Annotated in this window: 20 protein-coding genes and 1 riboswitch; of the genes, 7 read left to right on the forward strand and 13 right to left on the reverse strand. The window is 47.5% G+C overall.

The window, feature by feature from the left end; genetic code table 11:
* Positions 1 to 139 precede the first annotated feature (139 nt).
* Positions 140 to 520, forward strand: a complete 381-nt coding sequence (locus PUN32_RS03195; protein WP_274721728.1) for a hypothetical protein — start codon at positions 140 to 142, stop codon at positions 518 to 520.
* A 117-nt stretch (positions 521 to 637) separates the two neighbouring features.
* On the opposite strand, the gene gbpA is transcribed toward PUN32_RS03195, so the two are convergent.
* Positions 638 to 2,095, reverse strand: coding sequence for an N-acetylglucosamine-binding protein GbpA (gbpA, locus tag PUN32_RS03200; protein ID WP_274721729.1), 1,458 nt, complete (start codon positions 2,093 to 2,095; stop codon positions 638 to 640).
* Positions 2,096 to 2,197: 102 nt separating this feature from the next.
* A riboswitch (cyclic di-GMP riboswitch) is annotated at positions 2,198 to 2,309 on the reverse strand.
* Positions 2,310 to 2,719: 410 nt separating this feature from the next.
* Between gbpA and PUN32_RS03205 the strand changes: the two genes are divergently transcribed.
* Positions 2,720 to 3,391, forward strand: coding sequence for a MaoC family dehydratase (locus PUN32_RS03205; RefSeq protein WP_274721730.1), 672 nt, complete (start codon positions 2,720 to 2,722; stop codon positions 3,389 to 3,391).
* Positions 3,392 to 3,490: 99 nt separating this feature from the next.
* Here the strand turns inward: PUN32_RS03205 and PUN32_RS03210 are convergent, their stop codons facing one another.
* Entirely contained in the window at positions 3,491 to 4,327 is an 837-nt protein-coding gene (locus PUN32_RS03210) for a phosphate ABC transporter substrate-binding protein PstS family protein (RefSeq protein ID WP_274721731.1), read from the reverse strand.
* Positions 4,328 to 4,526: 199 nt separating this feature from the next.
* On the opposite strand from PUN32_RS03210, the gene PUN32_RS03215 reads away from it, so the two are divergent.
* The gene (locus PUN32_RS03215; RefSeq protein WP_166015289.1) at positions 4,527 to 4,883 is read left to right on the forward strand and encodes a DUF3024 domain-containing protein; all 357 of its coding nucleotides are present in this window, start codon (positions 4,527 to 4,529) and stop codon (positions 4,881 to 4,883) included.
* A 131-nt stretch (positions 4,884 to 5,014) separates the two neighbouring features.
* Here the strand turns inward: PUN32_RS03215 and rnb are convergent, their stop codons facing one another.
* On the reverse strand, positions 5,015 to 7,033 hold the full coding sequence (gene rnb, locus PUN32_RS03220; RefSeq protein WP_274721732.1) for an exoribonuclease II: 2,019 nt from the start codon (positions 7,031 to 7,033) through the stop codon (positions 5,015 to 5,017).
* Positions 7,034 to 7,405: 372 nt separating this feature from the next.
* On the opposite strand from rnb, the gene PUN32_RS03225 reads away from it, so the two are divergent.
* A complete protein-coding gene (locus tag PUN32_RS03225; RefSeq protein ID WP_274721733.1) occupies positions 7,406 to 9,343 on the forward strand; it encodes a DEAD/DEAH box helicase in 1,938 nt (645 codons plus the stop codon).
* Positions 9,344 to 9,473: 130 nt separating this feature from the next.
* Here the strand turns inward: PUN32_RS03225 and fbpC are convergent, their stop codons facing one another.
* The 8 genes from fbpC to PUN32_RS03265 form a co-directional block, all read right to left on the reverse strand.
* On the reverse strand, positions 9,474 to 10,529 hold the full coding sequence (gene fbpC / locus PUN32_RS03230; protein WP_274721734.1) for a ferric ABC transporter ATP-binding protein: 1,056 nt from the start codon (positions 10,527 to 10,529) through the stop codon (positions 9,474 to 9,476).
* Between the two features lie 11 nt (positions 10,530 to 10,540).
* On the reverse strand, positions 10,541 to 12,637 hold the full coding sequence (locus tag PUN32_RS03235) for an ABC transporter permease (protein ID WP_274721735.1): 2,097 nt from the start codon (positions 12,635 to 12,637) through the stop codon (positions 10,541 to 10,543).
* 109 nt (positions 12,638 to 12,746) lie between these two features.
* Complete coding sequence (locus tag PUN32_RS03240; RefSeq protein WP_274721736.1) at positions 12,747 to 13,781, reverse strand: ABC transporter substrate-binding protein; 1,035 nt, start codon at positions 13,779 to 13,781, stop codon at positions 12,747 to 12,749.
* Between the two features lie 112 nt (positions 13,782 to 13,893).
* The gene (gene uhpC / locus PUN32_RS03245; protein WP_274721737.1) at positions 13,894 to 15,204 is read right to left on the reverse strand and encodes an MFS transporter family glucose-6-phosphate receptor UhpC; all 1,311 of its coding nucleotides are present in this window, start codon (positions 15,202 to 15,204) and stop codon (positions 13,894 to 13,896) included.
* 91 nt (positions 15,205 to 15,295) lie between these two features.
* Complete coding sequence (gene uhpB / locus PUN32_RS03250) at positions 15,296 to 16,855, reverse strand: signal transduction histidine-protein kinase/phosphatase UhpB (protein WP_274721738.1); 1,560 nt, start codon at positions 16,853 to 16,855, stop codon at positions 15,296 to 15,298.
* 2 nt (positions 16,856 to 16,857) lie between these two features.
* On the reverse strand, positions 16,858 to 17,484 hold the full coding sequence (locus PUN32_RS03255; RefSeq protein ID WP_274721739.1) for a response regulator transcription factor: 627 nt from the start codon (positions 17,482 to 17,484) through the stop codon (positions 16,858 to 16,860).
* Positions 17,485 to 18,129: 645 nt separating this feature from the next.
* Positions 18,130 to 19,434 (reverse strand): inosine/guanosine kinase, encoded by a 1,305-nt coding sequence (locus PUN32_RS03260; RefSeq protein WP_274721740.1) that lies wholly within the window; start codon positions 19,432 to 19,434, stop codon positions 18,130 to 18,132.
* A 268-nt stretch (positions 19,435 to 19,702) separates the two neighbouring features.
* Entirely contained in the window at positions 19,703 to 20,173 is a 471-nt protein-coding gene (locus PUN32_RS03265) for a CreA family protein (RefSeq protein ID WP_274721741.1), read from the reverse strand.
* A 325-nt stretch (positions 20,174 to 20,498) separates the two neighbouring features.
* Between PUN32_RS03265 and PUN32_RS03270 the strand changes: the two genes are divergently transcribed.
* The 3 genes from PUN32_RS03270 (at position 20,499) to PUN32_RS03280 (ending at position 22,674) form a co-directional block, all read left to right on the forward strand.
* Positions 20,499 to 21,008 (forward strand): hypothetical protein, encoded by a 510-nt coding sequence (locus PUN32_RS03270; RefSeq protein ID WP_274721742.1) that lies wholly within the window; start codon positions 20,499 to 20,501, stop codon positions 21,006 to 21,008.
* Between the two features lie 133 nt (positions 21,009 to 21,141).
* Positions 21,142 to 21,843 (forward strand): HAD family hydrolase, encoded by a 702-nt coding sequence (locus tag PUN32_RS03275; RefSeq protein WP_274721743.1) that lies wholly within the window; start codon positions 21,142 to 21,144, stop codon positions 21,841 to 21,843.
* Positions 21,844 to 22,047: 204 nt separating this feature from the next.
* On the forward strand, positions 22,048 to 22,674 hold the full coding sequence (locus PUN32_RS03280) for a DNA-J related domain-containing protein (protein ID WP_274721744.1): 627 nt from the start codon (positions 22,048 to 22,050) through the stop codon (positions 22,672 to 22,674).
* Between the two features lie 138 nt (positions 22,675 to 22,812).
* Here the strand turns inward: PUN32_RS03280 and PUN32_RS03285 are convergent, their stop codons facing one another.
* Entirely contained in the window at positions 22,813 to 24,462 is a 1,650-nt protein-coding gene (locus PUN32_RS03285; protein WP_274721745.1) for an ABC-ATPase domain-containing protein, read from the reverse strand.
* A 148-nt stretch (positions 24,463 to 24,610) separates the two neighbouring features.
* Positions 24,611 to 25,819 (reverse strand): enoyl-ACP reductase FabV, encoded by a 1,209-nt coding sequence (gene fabV / locus PUN32_RS03290; RefSeq protein ID WP_274721746.1) that lies wholly within the window; start codon positions 25,817 to 25,819, stop codon positions 24,611 to 24,613.
* Positions 25,820 to 25,887: the final 68 nt, after the last annotated feature.

Raw genomic sequence — 25,887 nt, forward strand, 5'->3', positions numbered from 1 at the left:
AGAACAAATCCCTCAGCCCTGGCTGAGGGATTTTGTGTTACAGCACTGCTGGCTGCGACACTTAAGGCGGATTGAGATAGTATTTTGCCAAAAATCGCGCATAATCGGATCACTCAACACGTTAAAGAAGAAATGATCTATGACTGATTTTCACTATTACTTTGAACAGCTGCCTTGTTTTAACTGTAAAAACACCAAAGTCAGTACCGATCTTGGTTGGTTAACTGCCGCGATGAAAGAGGAAGTCTTAGCTCAGGTTGCAGAGTTGATTGCCCAAGACAACCTTGAGCCGGATTTAGCCGTAAACGTGACTTGCAGTGAATCGCAAGCGCGGGATTACTTGTTACTGAATTTCTTTGGTTATTCAGAACAAGAGCTGGTGGATCAGGTGGATGCGGAAGATGAGCAAGAAGTTGCCGATGAAATTGCTGAACTACTGGCAGATGGTGACGAGAGTATTGTGTTTGAGCACGACATTGCCCTGCAAAGTTGTACTGAGTGTGAGATAGAAGAAGAGTAACACTCCGTCAGGATTGAGTGGCGAGTAACTGTTGGCTGAACGCCAATTGTGGCACTTGCCGCTTGGCATAAAAAATCCCCCGGCCTTGGCTGGGGGATTTTGTGTTTTAGAGCGGGATTACAGTTTGTCCCACGCCATTTCCCAATGACTACCCGTACCTGGTTGGTACTGAGTCGCATTGGTAGTCCACTGTTGGCAGTAACCTGAGTATGGCCATGGCTTACATTGGTAAATGGCGCCATCTTCAGCCAGCACTTTGCTGCCATCAACGTATTGATCTAAACCGTGAGGGAAGACAAAGTCATAATCCCCTTCGCTAGGTGGCGTTTGTGGCTCGACCAGCATGAAATCTAGGGTTTGTTGATATTGCAAGTTGCCATCGCGATCTTTGCTGCGAGACACCAGCATATGGTGGCCAGCTTTGGCTTCGCTGAGTGTCAATTGCACTGATTTTACTTCACCATCGTTAATGGCTTGGCTCCAGCTTGCTAATGGTGTCTGATGATGGTTATACACCGTCAGTTCTGCGGTCATGTCACCTTGCGCTTCAAGCGTCAGATCCAGTTGCACCGGTTGTTCACCAATCTGGTAGTTGGCAGCTAAACCGGATACGGTGAGCGAATATTCTGGCTGTGGTGCTTCGATGTGATAACCGATTTCAACCCGTTGTAAGCCACTCGAATCTTTTAGATAGATTGGGTTAGTGCCGTATACTGGCACAAACTGATCACCATTGAGCTGGCCAGCTCGTAGCTGAGTTTGGGTTTGGTTGATTTTACTGGCTAAAGCATAAGACCACTGGTTGGCTTGGGTCAGCGTTTGCGAATCGATTTTAAGCTCAGTGCGGTAAGCTGGGTTTTCACCGGCAGCATCAAATACACGAGTAAATACGGTATCACCAATACTCAGGTCCATGGTTGGGATGATCTGCCCACCTTGTTGCCAATCTGGGATCACTGGGCTATCGCCAGCAAATTTGACATCGATGACGTTGTAAAACGCCGCCGCCGTATCACCCACATCCCACACCGCAAGGATCACATGGTAGCCTTCGCGCTCAGGCACAATACACTCATGGCTAACCAATTTCGGCGGTTGCACCATATTGCCTTCAATCACACAAAATGGGTTTAGATCAAAAGAATCACGTGATAGGGCTTGGTTGGCGTTCCAATCCGGTTTGGTGATGTAGTATTTCCAATCTTTGGTGACGTGGTTGGCGGTAAACGTCCACTCAAAGTTTTGTGGGCCCGCTTGAATTGGGCGTTTTACCCAACGATCCGCAGTTTGCTCATCAAGTGCAGCGGCCAGTGCGCTTTCTGCGCTGGCAATTTTGCCATCACGTGGTCCGGAGACTGGGAAACCTTCCGGTCCTTCAACACTTTGTGGCTCATATTGAATTGCGCCGCAGTTGGTGTTTTTCTCACCGCTGTCATTGGCGGCATATTTACACAATGCGACACGTCCTTCCGCGACGCCGTTTTCCACTGCTGACACATAACCATGGCCATAGGCGATACCACTGATTGCCGATAATGCTAAAGCAATAGCGGTCATTATAGGTTGCTTTTTCATCACAAACTCTTTTTTGTTGGCTGACATATTGTGCCTGATCGATAGTCAGGCGTTATTTTTTTGTTTATTCAGCAACGCAAGCCGACAACGCAGTGAGACTGTGCTGGCAACCCCGCTATCATAGCGATCAAGCCTGTGTTTGAACGAGCGGCTTGAACGCCACAGACCGGTGGCTTTGCGTCCCACTTTTCCAAGTGGTTTGCCGAAATGTGATCAAGCGCAAATTTAACCAAATTAAGCCCAAAAAGCCAGTGATTGCCAAATTTGTGGAATCAAACACTCATCCTGAAAATTTTCACTTAACTCATTGATATTTAATTTAAATGATTTTGCGAAATTAAATTGCTGTTGATGATGCGCGATCGGATTTTTCCGATAGCGATGGATGTACCAACATCGTGATCGAATCGTCAACAAATTTTAGATTGAGCGCTAGTATTAGAGGTGTGATTACTCTAATCAGCACCATGCTAATAAAATAATGTTTTATTGATAAGGTGCTGTTTTATATTGATTTTGTTGCTTACGGAATACGCCTGTACGCCCGAAAGTCATTGCAGCTTACTGTGAAGTACTTCAAAATTAGGACGTTTATATTTCTTCTTGGTTAAGAATGAGGTTGTGATGAGAGTCGCTGATCTGCTAAAGCATCGAGCTGAACATTTGGTTAAGCACACTGAGTTTAAACAGTGGATGTCACCTTCAGTACGTGAATACTGGGATGATATTTTGAGCAAAACCCATCGTCGCCCGCTATTTGCTTGGGTGAAAGATTTGCATTTGCCAGCCAATGAAGAGACTCCCATCCCAGAGCCGATTGTGCTCAATCCTCAAGCACAACAAGTGTATGATCAGCTACAACATCAAGTGGGTGAAGTGATCCACACGGGTGAATGGTTGCTGGTCGATCAATCGCGCATTAATCAGTTTGGTGCTGTCACCGAAGATATGCAGTGGATCCATACCAATCCTGAGCGTGCTGCAGTGGAATCTCCCTTTAAAACGACCATCGCGCATGGCTTTTTGACGCTAGCGTTATTGCCGAAATTGACCGACAGTGTTGATGAAGAGAATTCGCTATTCCCGAGTGCCAAAATGGTGGTCAACATTGGCCTTAATTCCGTGCGTTTCCCATACCCAGTTAAAGCGGGCAACCGCGTGCGGGCGGTGAGTACGTTATCAAAAGTCACGCCGATCAAAAAAGGTCTTGAGATTGAACGTGAAATTAAGGTTGAAATTGAAGGTGTGCGCCGCCCTGGCTGTGTGGTGGTTTCAGTGATCCAACTGCATTTTTAGTGGCTAACGATCACAAACGACAACAAATCAAATTCAACTAAGGAGAGCACAAGCTCTCCTTAGTCTTTTTCGCTCCGAGCACATTCTTAATGCGGCAAGTTACTCTTCATTGCTTGGCATAATATAGCCATATTCCACAATCAATTTTTTGGTTGGTTCAGATTGTAAAAAGGCAATGAATTGCTTGGTCTGCTCACTTGCTTTCTCTGGGTAGTGCAAAATCAAGAAAGGGCGTGAGAGTTGGTAGCTGTGTTTAGCGATGTTATCTGCGCTGGGTTCGGTTTTTTCAAACTGGATGGCCTTAATCGATTTATCGACCGAACCAATCGAGATAAAGCCAATCGCTTGGGTATTGTGGTTGACTAAGGTTTTCACCATGCTGTTGCTATTCACCACTAAAGCGGTTGGAGTAACGTCAGACACTTGGCGATTATTGACTGTTTTGGTCAATCCCATCAAGCTTTCAAAGCTGTAGCGCGAGCCGGAAGATGCCTCCCGAGTGACCAAGGCAATCTTCTGATCATGACCACCGACTTGTTTCCAGTTAGTGATTTGGCCCTTGTAGATGCCGTAAAGCTGCTCGCGGCTTAAATTGGTGATTGGATTGGTTTGGTTAACCACAATGGCTAAACCATCAAACGCCAGCGTAAAACTGTGCAGATCATTTTGCGCCTCACTTTCGGTCAGGTAACGTGAGGTCATTGCAATGTCCGCCACCCCTTTTTGTAATAGTGAGATGCCTGCCGTTGAACCGACGCCTTGTACGGCAACATAAGTTGCAGGATGCGCCTTGTTGTACTCTTCTGCCAGTATATCCATGATTCTGGCCACGGAAGTGGAACCTGAAACGTTAATTTCACTTGCTTGCACAGAAAATGTCATCGTGCTGATAGAAAAGAAAACTGCGCAAACGGCGGCAAGTGCCATTTTAAACATAGAGTTGCTCCCGTATTATCAAAAAAATATCTTAACCAGCTTACCTGAAGCGTATGACAAAAATGTGAATTTATGCGTAGAGTTAGCGATATCACGTTGGAATTGATCGAAAATGGTTACTGTTAAATCATCTTGCAAGCATAGAATGGTGGTGTACCGTTAGCCATACGAGCAACCTTGATTGAGTGGTGAGGTTAAAATGATTGTTCATCTGCAGCAAAAACAGCTTGAGCGCCGCGCTGAGCTACTGTGCAACTATCGCAATCAAAGCCTGCCGGCTGAGCTTGGGAAAGCGAGCTTTGAGGTGATTGATCATGGTGTGCAGTTTATTTGGTGCCACTACAAGTTAGATTCAACCCAGTGTGATTATCAAAGCTTGGTCGCGAAAATTATTTGGCAACCAGAGTCAAACCAGTGGGAGCTCTATGCTTATGATTCGGATGCCGCTGTAGGCGATGAGCCTTGGATCCCTTATCCTTTTTTAGCGCGCAGCCATGATTTGACCGCGATGATCCGTGAAGTGGAAAAAGATCCGAAAAGCTATTTCTGGGGCTAATCGCGCAGTAAGCACATTCTGTGAGATAAAACACAATGTGAGATAAAAAAGGAAGCGCGAGATAACGCGAGATAAAAGAAAGGCATTCCGAAGAATGCCTTGTGATCACTGGGGGAGTGGTCAGCCTGCCCTTACGCTTGTGGCTCACTCTGCTCGACAACTGGAGAGGCAACTTCAACAGCGACATCCGCAAACACTTGGGTGGGTTTACCAACTAAGCTGCGGTTTTCCTGATTCACTTCTGTCAGCACAATTTCCAATACATCGCCCAATTGATACACCACTTGTTTATCAATCAGTACCGTGCCGGTTTCACCGTTACATTCGAGACGCTCTTTATTGGCCAAGATCAGCGCACCCGGAATAAAGGTCATTGCGCCGTTTTCCAGTAAACGCACTCGCATGCCCGCACGGTTGATATCAAAGATTTCGGCTTGGAAGCGAGTCTCTTTGGCCGGTTCATCCGCCAGTGTGCGCGCATAGAGCCAATCGGCGACATTACGCTCTGCAATTTTGTGGTGTTTACGATGCAGCGCAAGCTCTTCACCCACGGTTTCATCTGGCGTTTGTACTGGAGCTTTACCCAAAATGTGTGCTTTGAGTAAACGGTGGTTGATCATATCGCCATACTTACGGATTGGAGATGTCCAAGTCGCGTAGACATCAAGCCCCATCGCAAAATGCGGCAGTGGCTGGTTGCCAATTTCGCTATAGCTTTGGCTCTTACGGATCCGGTTATCGAGATAGCTGGTCTGTTGGGTCGCTAGCCAACGGCGCAGAGCAGCAAAGCCAGCGACACTGGTCAGTGTTTCCACATCGGCATCCGGTGCACCGTGCGCGGCCATTAATTCAACTACATCGGCCAATTTTTCAGCTTTGAAACCAGCGTGAGTATTGAATACGCCAAAGCCAAAAGTTGCTTGCAGGGTTTGACCTGCACAAATATTGGCGGTGATCATCGACTCTTCCACCAAGCGGTTTGCCGTGCGGCGCATATCGGCATGAATGGCCACCACATCGTTGTCTGCGCTCAGTTCGAAGCGATAATCTGGGCGATCAGGGAACACCACGGCGTGGGTTTCGCGCCAATTCGCACGTGCTTGTGAAAAGGCGTAAAGATCGCGGACTACTTGGGCAATCTCGGTACTCGGTTGCCATTGCTCAGAGTGGCCAGCCTCCAACCAGTCAGAAACATGGTCATACACCAAGCGTGCATGGGATTTGATGTTGGCGGCAAAGAAGCGAATGTCATCGCCAATTACGCCATCTTTACTGATGGTTACCGAGCAGCACAGCGCAGGGCGAACTTGGTTTTCCATTAACGAGCAAAGCTCATCGGCCAGATCACGTGGCAGCATCGGAATGTTGCGCCCTGGCAAGTAGATGGTAAAGCCACGCTCGCGGGCGACTTTGTCCATCTCATCTTCTGGCGTGATATAAGCGGTTGGATCGGCAATCGCGATGGTTAACGCAAAATCACCGTTAGGCAACTGCTGCGCGTACAGCGCATCGTCCATATCTTTGGTCGATTGACCATCGATGGTGACAAATGGCAGGTCAGTCAGATCCTCACGCACCAAATCAGCGTCATCTTTTAGTTGCCAGTCGTCAATTCCGGCCGGTTCGCTATTGGGCAGATCATTTTCCGCCAGCGTAACCCACCAAGGTGCAATTTTATCATCCGCATCGGTGATTTTATGCGTAATTTCGGCGAAGAAACCATTATCACCCTTCAGGGGATGGTGGATGAGCTGCGCCACCACCCAATCACCTTCTTGCAGATCTGTTCCGTTAAGGCCTTTTTTGGCTTTCGCCTTGAGTGCCATCTTTTTGAGTTGTGGATGATCCGGCGCAACATTCAGTTTGCCTTTAAACAGTTTTACGCGGCCAATGAAGCGCGTCAGCGATTGTTCGACCAACTCTGCAGGCTCGGCGACTTCACGTTCATTCTCGGTACGGATGAACGCCATTACTTTGTCACCATGCAGGCACTTCTTCATATATGGAGGTGGAACAAAGTAGCTAGTCTTACTATCCACTTCGAGGAAGCCAAAACCTTTGTCGCTGGCTTTGATGGTGCCTTCTTTTTTAGGCAGGGTTTCTTGGATTTGCTGTTTAAGCTGCGCGAGGAGCGGATTGTCTTGGAACATTTTATTTATCTAACCGTTTAAGTTGGGCACAACTATAATCATTGAAGAGGTGGATTACTACCGAAAACGTGAGATTGGATGGGATTTGCAGCCGATTTGCACGCTGAAAATATCAGCAGTTTCGCAGCTTTTATGGTTTTTTCGGTTAATCAGACGCCATTTTTCCTTTGCTAAGAAAATTTTGTGATGAAATTCAATTTTTTCTGGCTTTTTTTATGCGTTTAAGGAATAATCCGCGTCCCTTATATGTCCCTAGCGGCTTGATGCGTTTTAATACTTATCCGCATCTGAACGGACTCAGCAATTCATTGGATTGGTTGGAATGGTAAAGCACGTGGGACCTTGGTTATTTCTTCATTTAGTGGGATCCCCATGCAAGATACTGCAATTCAATTCAGTGATTTAGCACTGAACAGCGACATCCTTTCTGCCCTAAACGAAATGGGCTTCGTATCACCAACGCCAATTCAAGCAGCTGCAATTCCTTTTCTGCTTGATGGCCGTGATGCACTAGGTAAAGCGCAAACCGGTACTGGTAAAACCGCGGCATTCTCTTTGCCTCTGCTCAACAAACTTGATCTGTCACAATACAAGCCACAAGCTATCGTTATGGCTCCAACTCGTGAACTGGCGATCCAAGTTGCAGCAGAAGTCAAAAACCTTGGCAAAAACATCAAAGGTCTTAAAGTTCTTGAGATCTACGGTGGTGCTTCAATTCTTGATCAAATGCGCGCACTGAAATCAGGTGCGCACATTGTGGTTGGTACTCCTGGTCGTGTAAAAGATCTGATCACACGTGATCGTCTACACCTTGACGAATGTCATACCTTCATCCTTGATGAAGCAGACGAAATGCTCAAAATGGGCTTCGTGGATGACGTAACTTGGATCATGGAGCAAGCGCCTGAATCAGCACAACGTGTGTTGTTCTCTGCGACTATGCCACCAATGGTAAAAGACATCGTTGAACGTTACCTACGTAACCCAGAGAGCATCGACGTAGCGGGTTCTAACCAAACTGTTGCAAAAGTTGAGCAGCAATACTGGGTAGTAAAAGGTGTTGAAAAAGACGAAGCGATGGCGCGTCTGCTGGAAACCGAAGAAACCGATGCTTCAATCGTATTCGTGCGTACTCGTCAAGATACCGAGCGCCTAGCGGATTGGTTGTGTGCCCGTGGCTTTAAAGCGGCGGCTCTGCACGGTGATATTCCTCAATCACTGCGTGAGCGCACTGTTGATCATATCAAACAAGGTGTGATTGATATTCTGGTCGCGACTGACGTTGTGGCTCGTGGCCTTGATGTTCCACGTATCACTCACGTATTTAACTACGACATTCCGTTTGATGTGGAATCTTACATCCACCGTATCGGCCGTACTGGTCGTGCTGGACGTAAAGGTAAAGCGATCCTGTTAGTGCGTACTAACCAAATTCGCATGCTGCGTACCATTGAGCGTGTAACTCGTTCTTCAATGGAAGAAATTCAACTGCCGCATCGCGATAAAGTAGCTGAGTCTCGTCTGAATAAGCTGGGTCTTGAACTGGCTGAAGATAAAGAACACAGCTCACTAGAGCGCTTTACCGATTTGATTGAAAAGCTGCAAGCTTCTCTGGAAATCGATTCAACCACACTGGCGGCGATCCTGCTTAAGCGTCAGCAAGGTAAACGTCCACTGTTCTACGTTGGTGCAGACCCAATGATCGAAGCGATGGAGCGTGAAAAATCACGTCGTCGTGAGCGTCGTGATGACCGTCGTGATGGTGATCGTCCAGCGCGCCGTGAGTTTGGTGGCCGTGATCAAGAGAACCACGATTGGAACACTTATCAACTGCAAGTTGGCCGTGACCAAGGCGTACAAGTGAAAGATATCGTTGGCGCATTGGCGAACGAGCTGGGTCTGACTAAAGGTTCGATCGGCGCGATCAAACTGGCGCAAGGTCATACTTTCGTTCAGTTGCCAAAATCAATGTCGAGCGATGTGACCAATAAACTGCGCAAACTGCGCATTCGTCAAAAAGAAGTTGGTGCCGTAGTGTGTGACTTCGATGATTTCCGCGAATCTCGTGGTGGTCGTCGTGATGGTGGTGCTCCACGTCGTGATGGCGCGCGTCGTCCAGAAGGCAACCGTGAAGGCGGTTTCCGTGGCGGTCGTGAAGGTGGACGCGAAGGCGGCCGTGGTCGTAGCGGTGAAGGTCGTCCTTTCCGTGAAGGCGAGCGTCGTTTCGAACGTAACCGTAGTGGTGAAAGCAGCGGTAGCTACCGCGGCGAGCGTGGCCATGGCCAAAGCCGTCGTCGTGACGAAGCTTAATCATTAGTGATTGATTGATAAACCCGCCGTTTTTACGGCGGGTTTTTTATTGTTATCCCTAAACCACCGCCTTGGGCGGTGGTGATTGTTTTGAAAATAAAAGGGAAAGATGGCTAATGTCAGAGCTATATTATTCTTCGAACGGCAGTAAAAATAAGCCGCGAGGGTTAAATACCAAATAAGCGTGCTGAGTTAACGCGTGATTAAACTGCGCGGAATTGAGCTGTAACAGCAGTTCTTGATCGTGCCATTTTACGGTCACTTCATACATTGAACCCATATACGCGGATTTGAGGATTTGGCAGGCTTGGTTTTCGCAGCCTTGCGTATGTAAGGTAATGGCTTCTGGTCGCACGCCAATTTGGTATTCGCCGATAGGCTTATCCCGCGTTACTTCTAGATCGGCATCAATCGCATAGCCATGAATATGGATCTGCTTCCCATCAAAATAGCCTTGGAACATGTTTGCTTCACCCATAAAGTTTGCCATAAACATCGACTTAGGCGCTTTATACAACTCTTGTGGCGTGCCAATTTGCATGATATCGCCCTGTTTCATCACGATAACAGTATCTGATACCGCGAAGGCTTCTGCTTGATCGTGCGTCACGTAGAGCGAAGTAATATCAAAGCGCTGTTGCAGTTCGCGAATCGTTTCACGCATGCTACGGCGCAAGTTGGCATCTAAGTTACTCAACGGCTCATCAAACAACAGCACTTTAGGTTTGAGTACCAAAGCACGGGCAAGGGCAACACGTTGCTGCTGGCCGCCGGAAATCTGGTCAACATAACGTTCACCCATTCCTTCGAGATCAACAATTTTAAGTGCTTCATCAACTCGCTGATGCACTTCTTCACTCGGCAATTTGAGCATCTTTAAGCCATAAGCCACGTTTTCGTACAGAGACATGTGCGGGAATAGGGCGTAAGACTGAAATACCATACAGATATCGCGTTGTTGGATGGAACGTTCGGTGACATCTTCACCATCAATGAAAATCTGCCCGCTGGTCGGTTTCTCTAAGCCGGCAACCAAACGCAAAACGGTGGTTTTGCCGCAACCGGAAGGGCCAAGTAACGTAACCAAGCTGCCTTTTTTGATCTCAAGATCCAAGTTGCCAATCACGGTATTGCTACCAAAGCGTTTGCAGATGTTTTTGAGTACAACAAAGTTTTGTTTTTCCACGGTGATGTCTCCTAAGAATCTTGATTGGTGGCTTTGGAACGAGAAACGCGAGCTTCACCGACCAGTAAATCGAACAACAAAATGATGGCTAACATCACGACAATCAGCACGGAACCGTAGGCAATAGCGATGCCGTACTCACCATCTTCGACTCGGTTGAGAATGTAGGACGTTGCAACGCGGGTTTCCGGTGTAACCAGAAAGATGATGGCACTGACCGTGGTCATCGCCCGCACAAAGCTGTACACCAGCGTGGATAGAATCGCGGGGCGTAACAGTGGCAAAATGATGTAGCGAATGGTTTGTAATGAGCTGGCACGTAAGCTAAGTGAAGCTTCATCCAATGATTTATCGAGCTGCCCGAGTCCTGCAATACCAGAGCGGATCCCCACAGGCACGTTTCGCATCACCATCGAGATCACCACAATTGCGGCGGTGCCAGTTAAATAAATCGGCGCATCGTTAAACGCCAAGATGTAGGAAACCCCTGCCACTGTACCGGGTACGGCAAAGCAGAGCATGGTAGAAAACTCGATCACTTTTTTGCCGTAGAACTGCTGTCTCACTACCACATAAGCAATCAATAAGCCGAACAGGGCAGTAATCGGAGCCGCCACACCCGCATAAATCATGGTGGTGATCAGTGAAGGCCAAGCGCCATCAGACATGCCATTCCCAAACAGATTGAGATAGTTTTTGAAGGTCAGGGTGTAATCGACGCCCCAGTTGACCGTAAAGCTGCCAAAGAAGATGCTGCCGTAGAGCAGAACGTTAAAGATCATCCACGCATACAAAGTCACAGTCACGCCAAATTTCAGTGAGGCAGGCATCTCTTGCACATCGCCACGGTAGGCTTTGCCAGAAATGGTGACGTAGGAGCGCTGCCCGATCCACAGATACTGCACTACAAAAATCGCGAGTGAGAACAGCAGCAGAACCGAGCCGAGTGTGCTGGCTGAAGCGTAATCCAACTGCGCCCCTGCAATATAGAAATAGATTTGCGTCGCGAGCACATCAAAGCTGCCGCCCAGCACCAAGGGGTTACTGAAATCTGCCAATGATTGCACGAATATGATCAAAAACGAGTTGGCTAACGCAGGTTTAAGCAGCGGCATGATAATGCCAAAGAAGGTTTGATAACGGTTGGCTTTGAGCGTGTAGGAAGCCTCTTCCAACGAAGGATGCAGAGACTTGAGTGCGCCATCCAAAATCATGAATGACATAGGTGTAAACGCCAGCACCTGTGCGAGCCAAATGCCCGTGAAGCCATACAACCAGTTGGTTTTCTGTAAACCAAACCCATCGACCATTAACTCAGTGATATAACCCGAACGACCCAGCATTAAAGTCACACCCAACCCGACAATAAAGGGCGGTGTCACGATCGGTAAAATGGAAAACACGCGTGCGATAAAGGCGGAACGTTTAGCAATACGTGTGGTGTAAATGGCAAAAATCAGTCCGAAGAAGGTTGCGCCAACGCCTACCGCAATACCGAGTGCAATTGAGTTGTAAATGACGGTGAGGGTATGAGACTGGGACATGATCGTCATGAACTGCCATGCCGTCCAGTTGCCCATGTCATCTTTAAACATCGGCAGGAAAATGGCGATGCTCGGATAAACAATAAAAATCACAATCAGCAGAATGATGCTGATCAGTGAGCCAATGACAAAGTGATCGCCACCGAGGTATTCCAAGCGGGCGAAGGCGAGCGTCATAATAGCACCAAGGGCAGTGAACAGAATGATACTGGAATAACCCAACCCTTTACTGCTTAGCCATGCACTCAGCAAAATGGCCAACATGCAGAAGCCAGAATACGCAATGTCGAGGTAGTGGCGAATCGTGTGCTGACGCCCCTGTGCTTGCCGAGGCCGAAAGACAAGCAATAAAGGCAAGCCAAACCAGAACCAAGAAATGTTTGGCTCACTCCAACCCATGGCGGCATAAAATTCATCTGGAGTGGATTCAAACAGCCCATAATCCAGAGCAAATGATGGCAGAAGAATAAAGCTAAACAGTACCGCAGCCAGCCAGTAAAAAACCGGATCGGTTTTGACTGGCTGGTGGAGTGTCAGTTTCAGCGCTTGAGAAGGCTCATGCATGGTAAGACCTTAATATTGAGTCGCACTTAACCAGCCCGCAAGCTGTGAGCAAACTAAGTGTCAGGGGAGAAATACCGCCACTGAGTGGCGGTGCGACTACGATTTCGGGTTAGTTACCCATTTTGATCTCGTTAACCCACTTGGTGATCAAACGCTTACGCTCATCAGAAGAACCGTAGGTTTCCATATCGTAATTGATCAGCTTGAGTGCTTTCGGGTCAAGCGCATTGGGTGATTGTTCTGCTTGAGTATTAGTCAAGATTTGGTAGGACTCACCTTGTTTCCATGCCATTTCTTGGCCTTCTTTCGACAATACCCAGTCAACGAACAGCTTGGCGTTATCTAGGTTGCGTGCACCTTTAATAATGCTGACTCCACCAATTTCGTATCCAGTGCCTTCACAAGGAGAGATGAGTTCGAGTGGGGCACCTTTGGCTTGTTCTAGCGAGTAGTCATGCAGGAATCCAATACCAATCGCCACTTCACCACGTGCAGAGTTTCGTGACGGTGTCACTCCAGACTTAGTGTACTGAGAAACGTTTTTGTCGAGCTTTTTGAAGTAGTCAAATGCGGTTGGTTCATCCCACAACTGAATGAAGGTTGCGAGTGCAGTATAAGCTGTGCCAGAGCTTTGTGGGTCGGAGATTTGAATTTCGCCTTTATATTCCGGCTTGGTCAAATCCGCCCAGCAACGCGGAATAGGAATGCCTTTTTGTGCTAAGCGTTCGGTGTTCACACCAAAGCCCAAAATGCCCATGTAAACTGCAGAAGAGTAGTTACCTTTGCGTTTGGCTGGATCACGGAATGCTTCCATGATGTTGGCCAGTTCTGGGGATTGGTAAGCTTGGAGTAAGTCCATTTCACCCGCTTGTGACTGTGGGTCAAGCGTGCCGCCATACCAAACATCTGCTCGTGGGTTGTTTTTCTCTGCATCAATTTTTGCGAGTGTACTGCCTGAACCGTTGCGTACAAAGGAGGTCTTCACATTGTATTTATCGGCAAAAGCTTTGGTGCTCGCCTCACACATAGCGTTTGTTGCACTGCAGTAAACCACCAAACGGCCTTCAGCATGAACCAGCGGCGCGGTCATTATCGAACCAAGAACACTCAGTGCCAGCAGCGTGCGTTTTGCATTAACAATCATTGGGTTTTCCCTCTTGTTGATGCTCCCTTGTGTCCTTGTCAGCTCGGTACTGCGTCAGGTCATAAAGTGGAGCACAATTACGTTATTGGATGGTAAAGATTGGTTATGTTTATCACTCATCTTCCGTCACCGGTTGCTGAGCTTTTATAAAGGGCAGCAGTTGTAAACTGATCACGGCTGCTGACGCAGTAATAAGGCAGAAGAAGCCTTCCCAGTCCCATGCTTCAATAGCCAGTGACATGGGGTAGCTGGCTAAAGCTGCACCGAGATAGCTAAATAACCCAACAAATCCGGTCGCTGTGCCTGCCAAATCTTTCCTTGCGCATTCTGCGGCTGCCATACCAATCATCATTTGTGGGCCGAAGACAAAAAATCCGATGCAGAAGAAACAGCCAGCCAAAAACCATAAATGATCGATAGGTGTCAGCCATAAGGCAGCAACGGTGGCAAAAATGCCTAATGCAAAAATCAAATTCATCGGGGCGCGGTTGCCGCGAAAGTAATAGTCGGAACCCCAGCCACCAAGCAATGAGCCCAAAAATCCGCCCACTTCAAACATTGCTACTGCGGTATTGGCACTGAGAATGTTGTAAGCGTGCCGCTCAACCAGATAGAGCGATCCCCAGTCGTTAATGGCAATTCTGACCACGTACACCAGCAAGTAAGATCCACACAACAGCCAAATGTAGCGATTAGTCAGTACGTAGCGATAAACCGCAACGCGGAAGGCGAGTCCTTGGCCTTCTTTTTCGTGTTCCAGTTCAAGTGCATCACCGCGCCATTCGCCGACCGAAGGCAATCCCATTTCGGTCGGCTTCTCTTGAATGCTATAACAGAGCCAAAGCCCAACAAAAATCGCAATCCCACCCGCAAACAAGAACCCATAACGCCAGCCAAAGGTTAAGCTGATAAAACCAATCACGATGGGGATCAATGCGCTACTTAAGTTGTGGCAAGTATTCCAAATCGACCACCAAAAGCCCCGTTCGCTACGTGAATACCAGTGTGTGAGCACCTTGGCACACGCTGGCCAGCCCCAGCCTTGAAAAAAGGCATTCGCCGTCCATAACAAAGTAAAAGCCAACAAGGACGAACTTAAACCAAAAGCCATGTTGATGATGCCAGTGGCTATCAACCCCAGCCCCATGAAATAGCGAGAGCGGGAGCGGTCAATCATCAAACCCGAAACAAATTTTGACACCCCGTAAGTGAGGTAGAACAGCGTACCGAGAAAGCCTAAATCTGAGTAATCGAGTCCTAACTCACTGAGCATTTGCGGCATCGCAAAATTGAAGCTTTTACGTGTGAGGTAGAACACGCCATAACCCACATACATGGAAATCATCAAATGAATGCGCCAGTGACGGTAAGCCTGATCGATTTCCATCGTTCCTATGGGTTGTACCTTGGGTACAATCTTCATATTGCTTGTCCTTATTGAGTTTTATCCTAATCAAGTAAGGTCGGAAAAACATGGGAAGGAGTTGTATTCATCTAGGAAATTTTCCTAGTTTTTAGGCATTTGTTAACGGTTTTGTGGGTAAGTTAACAATTATTCGCGTGCCAGTTTGGAAACTGGGCGACGTCATCATTAATTGGCCGCCCAGCGCCGAGACTCGCTCGCTCAATCCTTTTAAGCCTTGTCCGCGCACACGCCAGTCGGGGGGTAAACCAATGCCATCGTCTTTGACTTCCAGCACCATTTCACTACCCGGAAACAGGCTAATGTGTACGTGGTTCGCTTTGGCATGCTTGGAAATATTGTTCAGTAATTCCTGCACAATTCGATACAAAGTCACCCGCGTGGTATCGTCCAGCTTTTGTGGATTCACCCCCATATTGAGACGAACCGTAATACCTTGTTCGGCAAACCGCATTTCTTGCACGAGCTGACGAATCGCATGTTCTAACCCGAGTTCATCCAAAATGTGCGGTCGCAACTGCTTTAAAAGTTGTCGAGTGGATTGATGAATACGCATGGCGAGCGACTGCACGCTGGACGCTGCTTGCTTGGCTTGATTGTTACTGGCTAAACGTTCAGCGAGCATGGATTGAATTTGAATCGCGGTAATGTTTTGGCCGATCTCATCATGCAGTTCACGGGCAACCGATTTACGGATTTGTTCTTCCACTGAGACGAGCTGGCGCGCGAGATCTTGCTTCTCACGTAACTCTTTGGCTAAACGGGTGTTCATTTTGTGCAGCAATAAAGAAAGCTGGTGCTGGCGGCTAATGGCGATACCCAGCCCAAGTCCCACGAGTGCTTGGCTCGACATAAAAATCAGCAGCTCTTGATCCGAAGAGAATGAACCACTGAACTGGCGTGCAGTTGCAAGCAGAATGCAGTTTAAGCTGCTCGCCAACACGCCACCTTGCCAACCATAGCGATAAGCAAGAAAAATCGTCGGTAGCAAGATGATCAATAGGGCAAAGGGTTTCATCTGTTCAAGCAACGTCAGCTCAGCCAGCAGCCCTAAGCTGAAAAACACTAAGCTCCACACTAGCATTTTCGGCTTAAGTTTCACATCGTGGTGAATCAGTTGCGGAGAGAGGGGATTCCACGTTTGGTGACGAAGGTAGTCGGTCACCAGATACAAAAATGGTGTGAGCACGATGCCTCCCGTGAGCGAAGCGATGCTCACGGCAATTAACGTATTCGCCCCCATTTGTAGCGGTTTCGCCAACAAGGTAAAAGTCAGGCCAACCAAAATGGTGTGCAGCAGCACCAGTGCAACGATCAGCAGCAACTTTTGCCAGTACAGGTTTAATTTCTGCCAATGCTGGCGGGCAATGGCCGCGGCCAGCCAAACCACCCAAGGCATGAGCAGCATCAAAGGGCTGGACTGTTCTGGGAGCAACACCAAGATCGCGCCAGCCAAGAATATGTCACTCAGTAACCAAATCCAAGTATGGGTTGGGCGTGCTAATAAATAGACCACCAAGCGTAAGCCGGTGGGAAAAAGCAGATAGGCTTGTAGTGGATTGTGACTCAAATATTGGCTGATGTTCCATAGGCTAAATTGACTAATACTGTAGAGAACAAAAGCAAAAATTAGTGGAAACAGCTTCGGCATAGTTAACCTTCCGCGAGCAGATGGTGCTGCAGAGCAAAGCGGATCAAATCAACGTTATTGGTTAGGTTTAACTTGCTAAGAATGTTGGCTCGATGAACGTGAACGGTTTTGTGGCTAAGAAACAGCGTTTGCGCGATCTCTTTCACCTCTTTGCCTTGTATCAATAAATCAAACACTTCTACTTCACGCTTGGTGAGGTCGGCAAGCGCATTATTGATATCGGGATTACTCAAATTGACCAAAGCATCGGCGCACAAATATCGTCTGCCAGAGGCAACGGTGCGAATGGCACTCACCAGCTCACTCGGGCCACAACGTTTTGAAAGATAACCTTGTGCACCTGCATCCAGAGCTTTTTTCACGAACGAAGCAGAATCATAAATACTAAGGATGATAGCTTTGAAATTGGGGTTATGTTGATGCAAACGTTCTAGCAGATTCAGACCATTTTCATCCGGCATTGAAATATCAATGATGGCCACATCGACAGGAGAGCCTATCAAGGCATGAAATGCTTCTTTTACACTCTCATATTCACCTTGTACCATTATATCTTGCTCAAGATTGAGTAACTGAGCGAAGCCTGAACGAACAATCGTATGGTCATCAATAAGTGCAACTGTAATCATATGGTGGCGTTCGTTGAAGCAATTAATATTTACAAAAGTGTAATGTTTTTGCGTTGTGATGGTTGAGACATACTGCACGAAGAGTTACTTCGCGATAAAGAAAATAGAATTGTTGTTGTCCGTTCAACTTGAAAATACCGGTTTTCAATATTTTAACATTATGGTTAATTCGGGACGTGGGGGAGCTGTAAACAGTAGGCCAATTTTTGACATGAAATAACCCGACGCACTGTTGGTATAAATTGACAACGTTGAGATAGCTGTGAATGAAAAAAGATAACCAGATAAAAACCAATAAGGTTTTATCTCTACGGCAACGTTTGAATCGCCTTATACTTAGGAGAGCTTAAATCTATTTTAATAGAGCGACTCAATAGCCACCGTGGTGATACTAGAGATTTGGTCTCCCCGAAGCGCGGCAAAATTGGCTAGCTTATTGGTTTAAGTGGGGCACGAGGTGAGGCTGTGTCGGATCTGGCGATGGTTATACAACATGCGCTGCCTGCTTATAGGCTGGCGGCCTTTTAGCGGTGGTGATTGTGGCTATCGATAACTTGATCAGCGCACAGTTTTACTGCAGCTAAAAAATAAGGCGACCACAAATAGGTCGCCTTATGGCATTTTAACGACAATCCGCTTAAACGATTAACGGTCCCAATACGCTTCTTCTAAACTATCTTCACGTTCAGGCAGGGCACGTGATAAGCGAGGTGAGTGCTGGGTTAGTACTTCGTAACTGACTCGGTTGGCGTATTTACACACTTGTGAAAGTGATGAGTAGGTTAAATAGGGCAGTTCATGCTTGGCTGAATTTGGCACGTTACGTTGGTGATAGGTATTGGCGGCCATATCATGCAGCAGTGCTGAAAGTGCGCCATCGCCAGCGCCATTGGTGTTTTTGATCTCCAGCGGGCCGCCTAAGTAGGGACCAATGAAAGAGTATATTTTTAGGGGTTGTTGGCAATCTTGTTTACGCATCGCACGGCTGAATTCATATTGATTAAATTGCGCAATATGACCGGCGAGCAGTGGCAGTTCCGTTTCACGCTTGGCAGACTCTTCAATATAGCCAGCCATATATAATCCATCAGGACCTGCGGTGCACAACACTAAATCAACCCATTGCAGGGCTTGATCTGCGGCCAGTAGTGGATCGCTTTCACCGGTGAGTGCTGCACCCTCTTCTTCATTCATGGCGACCACAGTGATGTGCTCTTTTAAATAGTTTTGCCACCACTCGGCTTTACCTTCGATCACATATTTGGTGCCAAGGGTGAGAACCACCGGAATTGAGCGCGCTTTGGCAATTTCAATCGCGCGTTGTACCGCTTGTGGCATTGGGTCTTCTGGCTTGCCACGCATCAAATAGGATGACACTACCAAAGCGGAGGCTTTCTCAAATACTTCTGTTGGAATATTTTCCGGGCGTAGTTGATTCATATGCCCTTCATTAATCGCAAAGGTGCGTTCCCCATCACGTGAAATCAGCGTATAGCAGCGTCCAATCGGACCATCGACCGTTTGTAAGTGGTTGAGATTCATTCGTGATGATGTACGGCACAGATAGCGATAAGCATAAGAGCCGACTTCAATATTTTTTGACATCACGCCAAGCAACACCGATTTGCTATCGGCCAGTACCGAGTAATTGTGCAGTGTGTTACCTATGGTATCACCCGGATACTGATGAGTGATTAATCCGCGCTCAACCAATTCCTTATACAGCGCATCGGCTTTGCTCTCTTCAAGCACCAGTGAGTGGCCTTTACTGAGATCGTAGCGAGCTAAGAACTCGTCATCGACGCGCGCTTCGATATCGACAATCGTTTGTCCTACGCCGACTATGGTGGGTCGATGCAGTTTAGGAGCGGGCTGGAGTTGGTTGATAAGTGGATCTCGGGCGTGAGTTGGAAAGTAGTGCTTAGATTTGCGCTGGCCAGGAAACTTCATTTTGAAAGTGCGGATTGAAAATTTTCGCGGATCATATCACAAATTCGATGGATTACTTTCATTTTATTACCGCGAGAAGTGAGCTTGATCAGCTCCGAGGACTTGATTGACGGGATGGGCGTGATTGCCCCTGTTGAACAAATCTGGCCAAAATTGGGAGAAAAAGGCCGTAGTAAGGGATGCTTGAGTGAGAGTATCACCGAGCAATAAGCCAGTGCAGAGGCACTGGCCACATCGATACAGAGTGTCACTCGGAGAGTGGAGTTACTTAATTTGCTGGTGGGGTCGGTTGAACATATGCGGCGGTTCCCCAAAGTGGCACGGTAGATAGACTGTGCTTGAAACTGCCATCGGTTTCTTTGGTGGTATAAGACAAATAGAGCAGGGTTTGATTATCCGCATCATAGATCCGTCTTACTTTCATCGATTTGAAGAAAATGCTTTTGGATTTTTTAAATACGATTTCGCCGGATTTGCTCTTATTAATTTGTGCAATCATGGCTGGGGTGATTTCACCGGTTTGACGGCACGAGATCGAACTGTCACTGGGATCGGATAGGCTCAAATTGGCTTCAATAGACGCAATATGACATGTCACGCCCGTGACAATATCATCACTTAAATTTTCAATTTTCACATCTTTGAGTGTGAAAATTCCAAGCGATACGTCTCCCACTTCATTGTCAGAACAGCCGGCGAGTAGGGCGATGATAAACATCGTAGCTAGGCATTTTTTCATTTTAACTCCTGATTAGGCTAAACATGGCTCGCAAAATGGCACTGGCGAGTGTTCGCTCACCATACTCACAAGGTCAGCGCAACAAATTGGCAAGATCGCGCCGATTGCGCTAAGCATCATATGCTGCTGCGTACCGTTTTCGTGGCGATATAATACGGATTTTCTGCTCGCAATGCAGCCACAGTGAGCATCTGGTGAGATCATTCACCTCTCAATGCTAGCTTACAAGGGATTAAAGCTTGTCGCAGCGGGGTGGGATGAGTATGCTGCCTCTAATGCAACCGTCATTAAGCATGTTGCGTCACCAACCAAGAAGAAGCCCGCTATGAATCATTCCTCCTCACCTGTGGTTGCGATCAAAAATCAGTGGTTACTCAGTCAAGTCGATGTTGAATTTCCAACCACCGAAAGTTTACAAGGGCGCGATATTTACCAGGCTTTGAGCCAAAACACGCACGTGATACCGTTGCCAGTACAAGCCAGTGATGAGTCGTTACAACAAGAAATTTATCTGGTTGATTTCCATCGCTTAACCGTTTGGTTTGCTTTGTTACAGGCGACGCGCTGTACCGATCCACAGCAACAGTCGCTGTTAGTCGAATTTTTCACGCAAATCATCTATGCCCCACCTTGTCAGCTGTTTGTTGGATTTCATTTGGGTGAGCCTGTCGCGGCAGGCATGGTTACCGAGCACCAAGGTACGGTGCTGTTGTCGGATCTGGTAGTGAAAGCCAATACGCCTTTTGTTGATCCTGCAGTGTTTGCTCAGGCATTGTACGCTAAGTGGAAAACGCTGACCGCTAGCAGCGCGGTACCCTTTCTTGAGTTAGATTGACGGTTTTCATCCGAAAAAAGTGATGTTGGTTGAAGTTACGTAAGCCAATGCTCCGATTTCTGTGATTCTGTTAACTCGCACCTTTTTCGCGTGGCAGTGAGAGATACACTGCCAAGAGAATAAAGGAGACGTGATGACAGCATCCAGAGTGAAATGCGTAATTTTTGACTGCGAAGGTACCTTAGTTGATAGCGAACGTTTGTGCTGTGAGGCGTTAGTGCAGGTGTTTGGTGAACTTGGTGTTGTCTTAAGTTATTCACAAGTGGTTGAACACTTCGCTGGGGGTAAAATTGCTGATGTTCTGCATAGCACTTGCCAATTTGCCCACATCTCGGCCGATATTGACCTGCTTGAGCAGCGTTACCGAGCAGTAGTAGCGGCGATGTTTCAACGCCAATTAGTACCGATGTCTGGTGCTCAAGAATTGCTTGATTATCTACAGCATCATCAGATTGAATTTTGTGCGGTATCCAATGCGCCGCGAGAAAAAATTGCCCTGACTCTGAGTTTAGCTGGCTTAGAGCGCTATTTTAAGGGGCGAATTTTCTCTGCTTTTGATGCTAATAGCTGGAAGCCTGAGCCGGATTTGATCCGTTATTGTGCGATGAATATGGGGTTTACGCTTGAAGAGTGCATCTATATTGACGATACCGCCAAAGGGGTGGCGGCGGGGATTAATGCAGGGGTGATCACTTTTCAGCTTAGCCCGTTAAATCCTCAAAATCGTAGTCGTTGCCAGCAAGTCATCGTGTTAGCGCATTTACAGCAGTTAGTGCAATGGTTAAGTGATAGGCAATCTCCGCCATTCAAAGTCGCGATGCCATCTTCTCGCTAGCCCCTCAAGCGAGTGCTCCTATTTCTGAGTGTTTCTGTCAAATAAACGGATCATCTCGCCGCCAAAGCGCCCTTGGTACTTGCATGCAAGACCAATCATCCACCACGGAGTGGGCTTCACAGATTCACTATTTGTATTTTCACCGATCTCATAAATCGGTTAGATTGTTGGCCAATTATGGTCTCGGGTCGCAATAGGAGCCTCATGGCAGAGTGTCATCAACTGGCTACAACATTTCAAACGTATATGGAAAATCCGCTGGTATGGCCGATTTTTGATGTGTTGAAACATAAACCCTCAGGCTGGAAAGTTCACACTTTAGCGGCGCATTTAAGTGGGTTAGGCATGATGCCAGTGCTTGATCCCCAACCAGAAAAAGATCTGTTTAAGCGCAATTTTTTGATCATGAATGCGCTGTTTCAGCTACAAGAAACGCTGCATCCCCAAAAGTGGCTGCAAGTGGAAGCGATGGATATTGTGTTAGCACCGATGATGGGCCGTCAATTTCAGTCGATTGATATGCATGATCCGCTGCGTGATTACTACACCCAATGGGTCAACTATGAAGCGGATGAAGGGGAAGTGAAACGCTTGCTGAATGAATTCTGGACGCGTTATCGGCACTCGGTGGGCAGCGATAATGGTAAAACATTGACTCGCAGCCAAGCCTTGCGTCTGTTTGAACTGAGCGAAGCGGCGAGTGCGCTAGAGATCCGTAAAACGTGGCGACGGCTGGCTTTGCGCTGGCACCCTGATCGAGACAACGGCAGTGCTGAGCGATTTCGCATCTTGTGTGAAGCGTGGAATATTCTTAGGAATGAATATTCATAAATACCGATTCATCTACCCATGACTAGCCAAATATTACTCAAACATAACCCAGCCATTGAGCGCGTTATGTTTGAGTCGTGAGTGATAGGCTTGGGCGCTGACATGGCAGAGCACAAGCCTTTTGGCCTGTTAGTTTGTTTAAGCTTTAAATTGCGCTTTGCGCATCCGGTTGAGAGCCGCCATCGCATCTAAAATCCGCGGTTTGGCTAAATCACCATGATTAGGCATTGCAAGGTGCCAGTCGCCTTCCAGCATTTTGCTCATTGCTTGAGCTGGGTTTTCTGTCCAGCCTGGTAACTGCGCCAGTTGGAACCATAGCCAACCCATCGCATTCACTTCGCTGGAGCTTTGCAACTGTTCAAGCGCAGAAATATCGGTGAATTCTTTACCAAAACGTAGTGCATCTAACCCTTTGGCTGAAACGCGGAACTTACCTTCTAGCAGCAGTTTTTGCAACGTGGCGCAATTTAACGCGCGTGGAGCAAAGGTGGCAAGTGGGGTTTCACATTCGTTACGACGTAGCGTCGGATGTTGAGCGATCACTTCACGCGCTTTGGCTGTCACATCAACCGGTTGATAATCGTGCATCTGGATCACGGTATCTGCCACATCCAGATAGTCACCGGATCCTCCCATCACCACTAAGGTAGAAATACCTAAATCGTCACGCAATTGACCAATGCGATCCACCAGTGGTGTGATTGGCTCTGCACCTTTACTGACCAGTGCCTGCATCCGCTCATCACGGATCATAAAGTTGGTCGCCGAGGTGTCTTCATCGATCATTAAGGTGGTCGCGCCCGCTTCAATCGATTCTTGTAACCACGCGGATTGTGAAGTTGAGCCTGAAGCATCTTGAGTGCTGAAATCGGTCGTATCTTTCGCCATCGGTAAATGGTTAATGTAGTTCGACAAATTGAGATTGTGTACACAGCGCCCTTCTTCGGCGCGAATTTTCATTGCTTTGCCATCCGTCACCATCCGCTCACGGCCATCGCCCGGAATATGGTTGTACACCGAACGTTCTAGCGCAGTGAGTAAGGTCGATTTACCGTGGAAGCCACCACCAACAATCAAAGTGATGCCTTGTGGGATACCCATGCCAGTTAATTCACCTTGGTTGGGTGTACTAAGGGTGACTTGCAATGATGCTGGAGTTTGAAACGGTACCGCTTCTTTCATCGGCAAATCACAGTTACCGGCTAAACGAGGCAGAATACTGCCATTGGCGACAAAAGCGACCAAGCCAAGATCGTCAAGTTGGGCGCGCATCGCTTGCTGATCTTCTACCACGGCGCAGTGATGCAGCAGTGCGGCTTTATCCAATTCACGTTCTAATGTGGCGCGGCGGATGTATTTTGGCAGATGGAAAGTGAGAATATTGAGGGCCTTCTTGGCCAGAATATCACGCCCTTCGGCAGGCAGACTCATGCGAAAGCGCAGTTCAATACCCTGTTCGTTAAACAGTACGGCAGTGCTATCAAGTACGGTTTGACCGCTGAATGCAATGGATAAACTGTTGTCTTGTTTGGCAAATTCTGCAAAGGCGCGTGCAATAAAATCACGCGCAGCCATTTGATAAGTGGGTGATTTTTCTTTAAGCCATTCTAAACCGGTCAATGACCAAGCACGGGTGGCGCGCAGGCGAGAGGCGGAAGCGTATGGATCAGACTGAACATGATCGATGAATAGCGTAAAGTCAGTAAAGTCATACTGGCCTTTGATCTGCTGATAAGCACGATAGTTCTGCTTTTCAAGTTTTTTCAGAGTTGCAATTAGTCGATCCATCTCGATTATCGCTCATAGGGAAAGAAAAAGAGGAGCGCGATTATAGGTAGCGCCCAACTAAGAGTAAAGCAATGATGCGCCCTGCGGTAGGTTAACCGGTTGGTGCGCATCAGCACGGTGAGTATCGAGGCACCAACGCAGCGCATATTCAAAGTAAATTCGGGTCGTTTTGGTTAATAAAGGCACTGAGATTAACCGGTTGCTGGTAATCAATCTCAGTAAAGCCAAAGCCGTTGAGTTGCATAAACTCTTGTTTAAACCCTGTATAATCACCCAATTGTTGAAAATTGCTGGCGTTGAGTTGCGCTAAACAGGCGGCGACTTGTGCTTGAGTATCTGGGTTCATCTCCCAATCATCCATGCGGATCAAGCGTTCACTGTCGACGGGTGGCGGATTGCGGCCATACAATTTCTCGCTCAATAAGCGCTGCATCTGTTCAATGCAGCCTTCATGGGTACCTTTATTTTTCATCACTTGATAGAGCGCGATCAAATAGGGGCTTAAGCCGGGAATAAAAACGCTGGCTTTGGTGACCAGTGCTTTACACACCACGGCATAGGCTGCGCCATTAAAATTAGCCAGTTTGAGGTTAAGCGCATGGCTGGTTTGATGAAGATCGATTTTAGCCCGACCTAAAGTACCATCGAGGTAAATCGGATGCGTGGCGGGTGGGCCAACATAAGAAAATGCAATGGTTTTACACCCTTCAGCCAGTGACTCAGCGTTAATTAACGTATCAATCCAGTTTTGCCAATCATCACCGCCCATGACGCGCAACGTGGCCTCGATTTCCTGTTCAGTGGCTGGCTCTAAGCAGGTTTCTGTCCAAGTGTCGCTATCGAGCATGATTGATGCACCAGAGACTGGCTCACCAATCGGCTTGATGGCCGAACGCCAATATTCACCATTGGTTTGGCGGCGCATGCCACTGGCAATGCTGTAGATGATCAAATCTACTTCGCCTTCAAAGTAGGTTTCAATCGCCTCAATCACTTGTTCGCGCATTTCGGTAGAAAACACATCACCACTCAGATTGACGGCGATACGCCCCGCTTGCTTAGCGTGCTGTTTAAAAAAGTGATTGTTGTAGTAACCCGCACTGCCGGTTTGATTTTCGCTTGGAGCTCGCTCTAAAGAAACGCCAATAGTATCGGCCTGTGCACCACCAAATGTGAGCGCAATTCGTGCGGCTAAGCCAAAACCTGATGATGCGCCAAGGATCAAGACACGTTTAGGGCCTGAGCGAATAGGCTTTGCCTGTTTGACGTATTGGATTTGATTAAGGATGGCTTGCTCGCAGCCATAAGGATGAGCGCTGCGCGCCACAACGCCCTGAATGAGTGGCTTGATGTGCATAATGTCACCTATGATGTGGTCAATTGCTCGAAAATAGCGTAAAGCTAAGTAAATTTTATTGAGCTAAG

The sequence above is a fragment of the Vibrio chanodichtyis genome (assembly GCF_028863985.1).
GTDB lineage: Bacteria > Pseudomonadota > Gammaproteobacteria > Enterobacterales > Vibrionaceae > Vibrio > Vibrio chanodichtyis.

Excerpts from the sequence above, each read along its gene's own strand:
- PUN32_RS03255 (WP_274721739.1), bottom strand. The coding sequence starts at position 17,484 with ATGATTACAGTTGCACTTATTGATGACCATACGATTGTTCGTTCAGGC.
- PUN32_RS03260 (WP_274721740.1), bottom strand. The coding sequence starts at position 19,434 with ATGAAGTTTCCTGGCCAGCGCAAATCTAAGCACTACTTTCCAACTCAC.
- PUN32_RS03210 (WP_274721731.1), bottom strand. The coding sequence starts at position 4,327 with ATGTTTAAAATGGCACTTGCCGCCGTTTGCGCAGTTTTCTTTTCTATC.
- uhpC (WP_274721737.1), bottom strand. The coding sequence starts at position 15,204 with ATGAAGATTGTACCCAAGGTACAACCCATAGGAACGATGGAAATCGAT.
- PUN32_RS03270 (WP_274721742.1), top strand. The coding sequence starts at position 20,499 with ATGAATCATTCCTCCTCACCTGTGGTTGCGATCAAAAATCAGTGGTTA.
- fabV (WP_274721746.1), bottom strand. The coding sequence starts at position 25,819 with ATGCACATCAAGCCACTCATTCAGGGCGTTGTGGCGCGCAGCGCTCAT.
- rnb (WP_274721732.1), bottom strand. The coding sequence starts at position 7,033 with ATGTTCCAAGACAATCCGCTCCTCGCGCAGCTTAAACAGCAAATCCAA.
- gbpA (WP_274721729.1), bottom strand. The coding sequence starts at position 2,095 with ATGAAAAAGCAACCTATAATGACCGCTATTGCTTTAGCATTATCGGCA.
- PUN32_RS03240 (WP_274721736.1), bottom strand. The coding sequence starts at position 13,781 with ATGATTGTTAATGCAAAACGCACGCTGCTGGCACTGAGTGTTCTTGGT.
- uhpB (WP_274721738.1), bottom strand. The coding sequence starts at position 16,855 with ATGCCGAAGCTGTTTCCACTAATTTTTGCTTTTGTTCTCTACAGTATT.
- PUN32_RS03285 (WP_274721745.1), bottom strand. The coding sequence starts at position 24,462 with ATGGATCGACTAATTGCAACTCTGAAAAAACTTGAAAAGCAGAACTAT.
- PUN32_RS03225 (WP_274721733.1), top strand. The coding sequence starts at position 7,406 with ATGCAAGATACTGCAATTCAATTCAGTGATTTAGCACTGAACAGCGAC.
- PUN32_RS03215 (WP_166015289.1), top strand. The coding sequence starts at position 4,527 with ATGATTGTTCATCTGCAGCAAAAACAGCTTGAGCGCCGCGCTGAGCTA.
- PUN32_RS03265 (WP_274721741.1), bottom strand. The coding sequence starts at position 20,173 with ATGAAAAAATGCCTAGCTACGATGTTTATCATCGCCCTACTCGCCGGC.
- PUN32_RS03205 (WP_274721730.1), top strand. The coding sequence starts at position 2,720 with ATGAGAGTCGCTGATCTGCTAAAGCATCGAGCTGAACATTTGGTTAAG.
- PUN32_RS03275 (WP_274721743.1), top strand. The coding sequence starts at position 21,142 with ATGACAGCATCCAGAGTGAAATGCGTAATTTTTGACTGCGAAGGTACC.
- PUN32_RS03280 (WP_274721744.1), top strand. The coding sequence starts at position 22,048 with ATGGCAGAGTGTCATCAACTGGCTACAACATTTCAAACGTATATGGAA.
- PUN32_RS03195 (WP_274721728.1), top strand. The coding sequence starts at position 140 with ATGACTGATTTTCACTATTACTTTGAACAGCTGCCTTGTTTTAACTGT.
- PUN32_RS03235 (WP_274721735.1), bottom strand. The coding sequence starts at position 12,637 with ATGCATGAGCCTTCTCAAGCGCTGAAACTGACACTCCACCAGCCAGTC.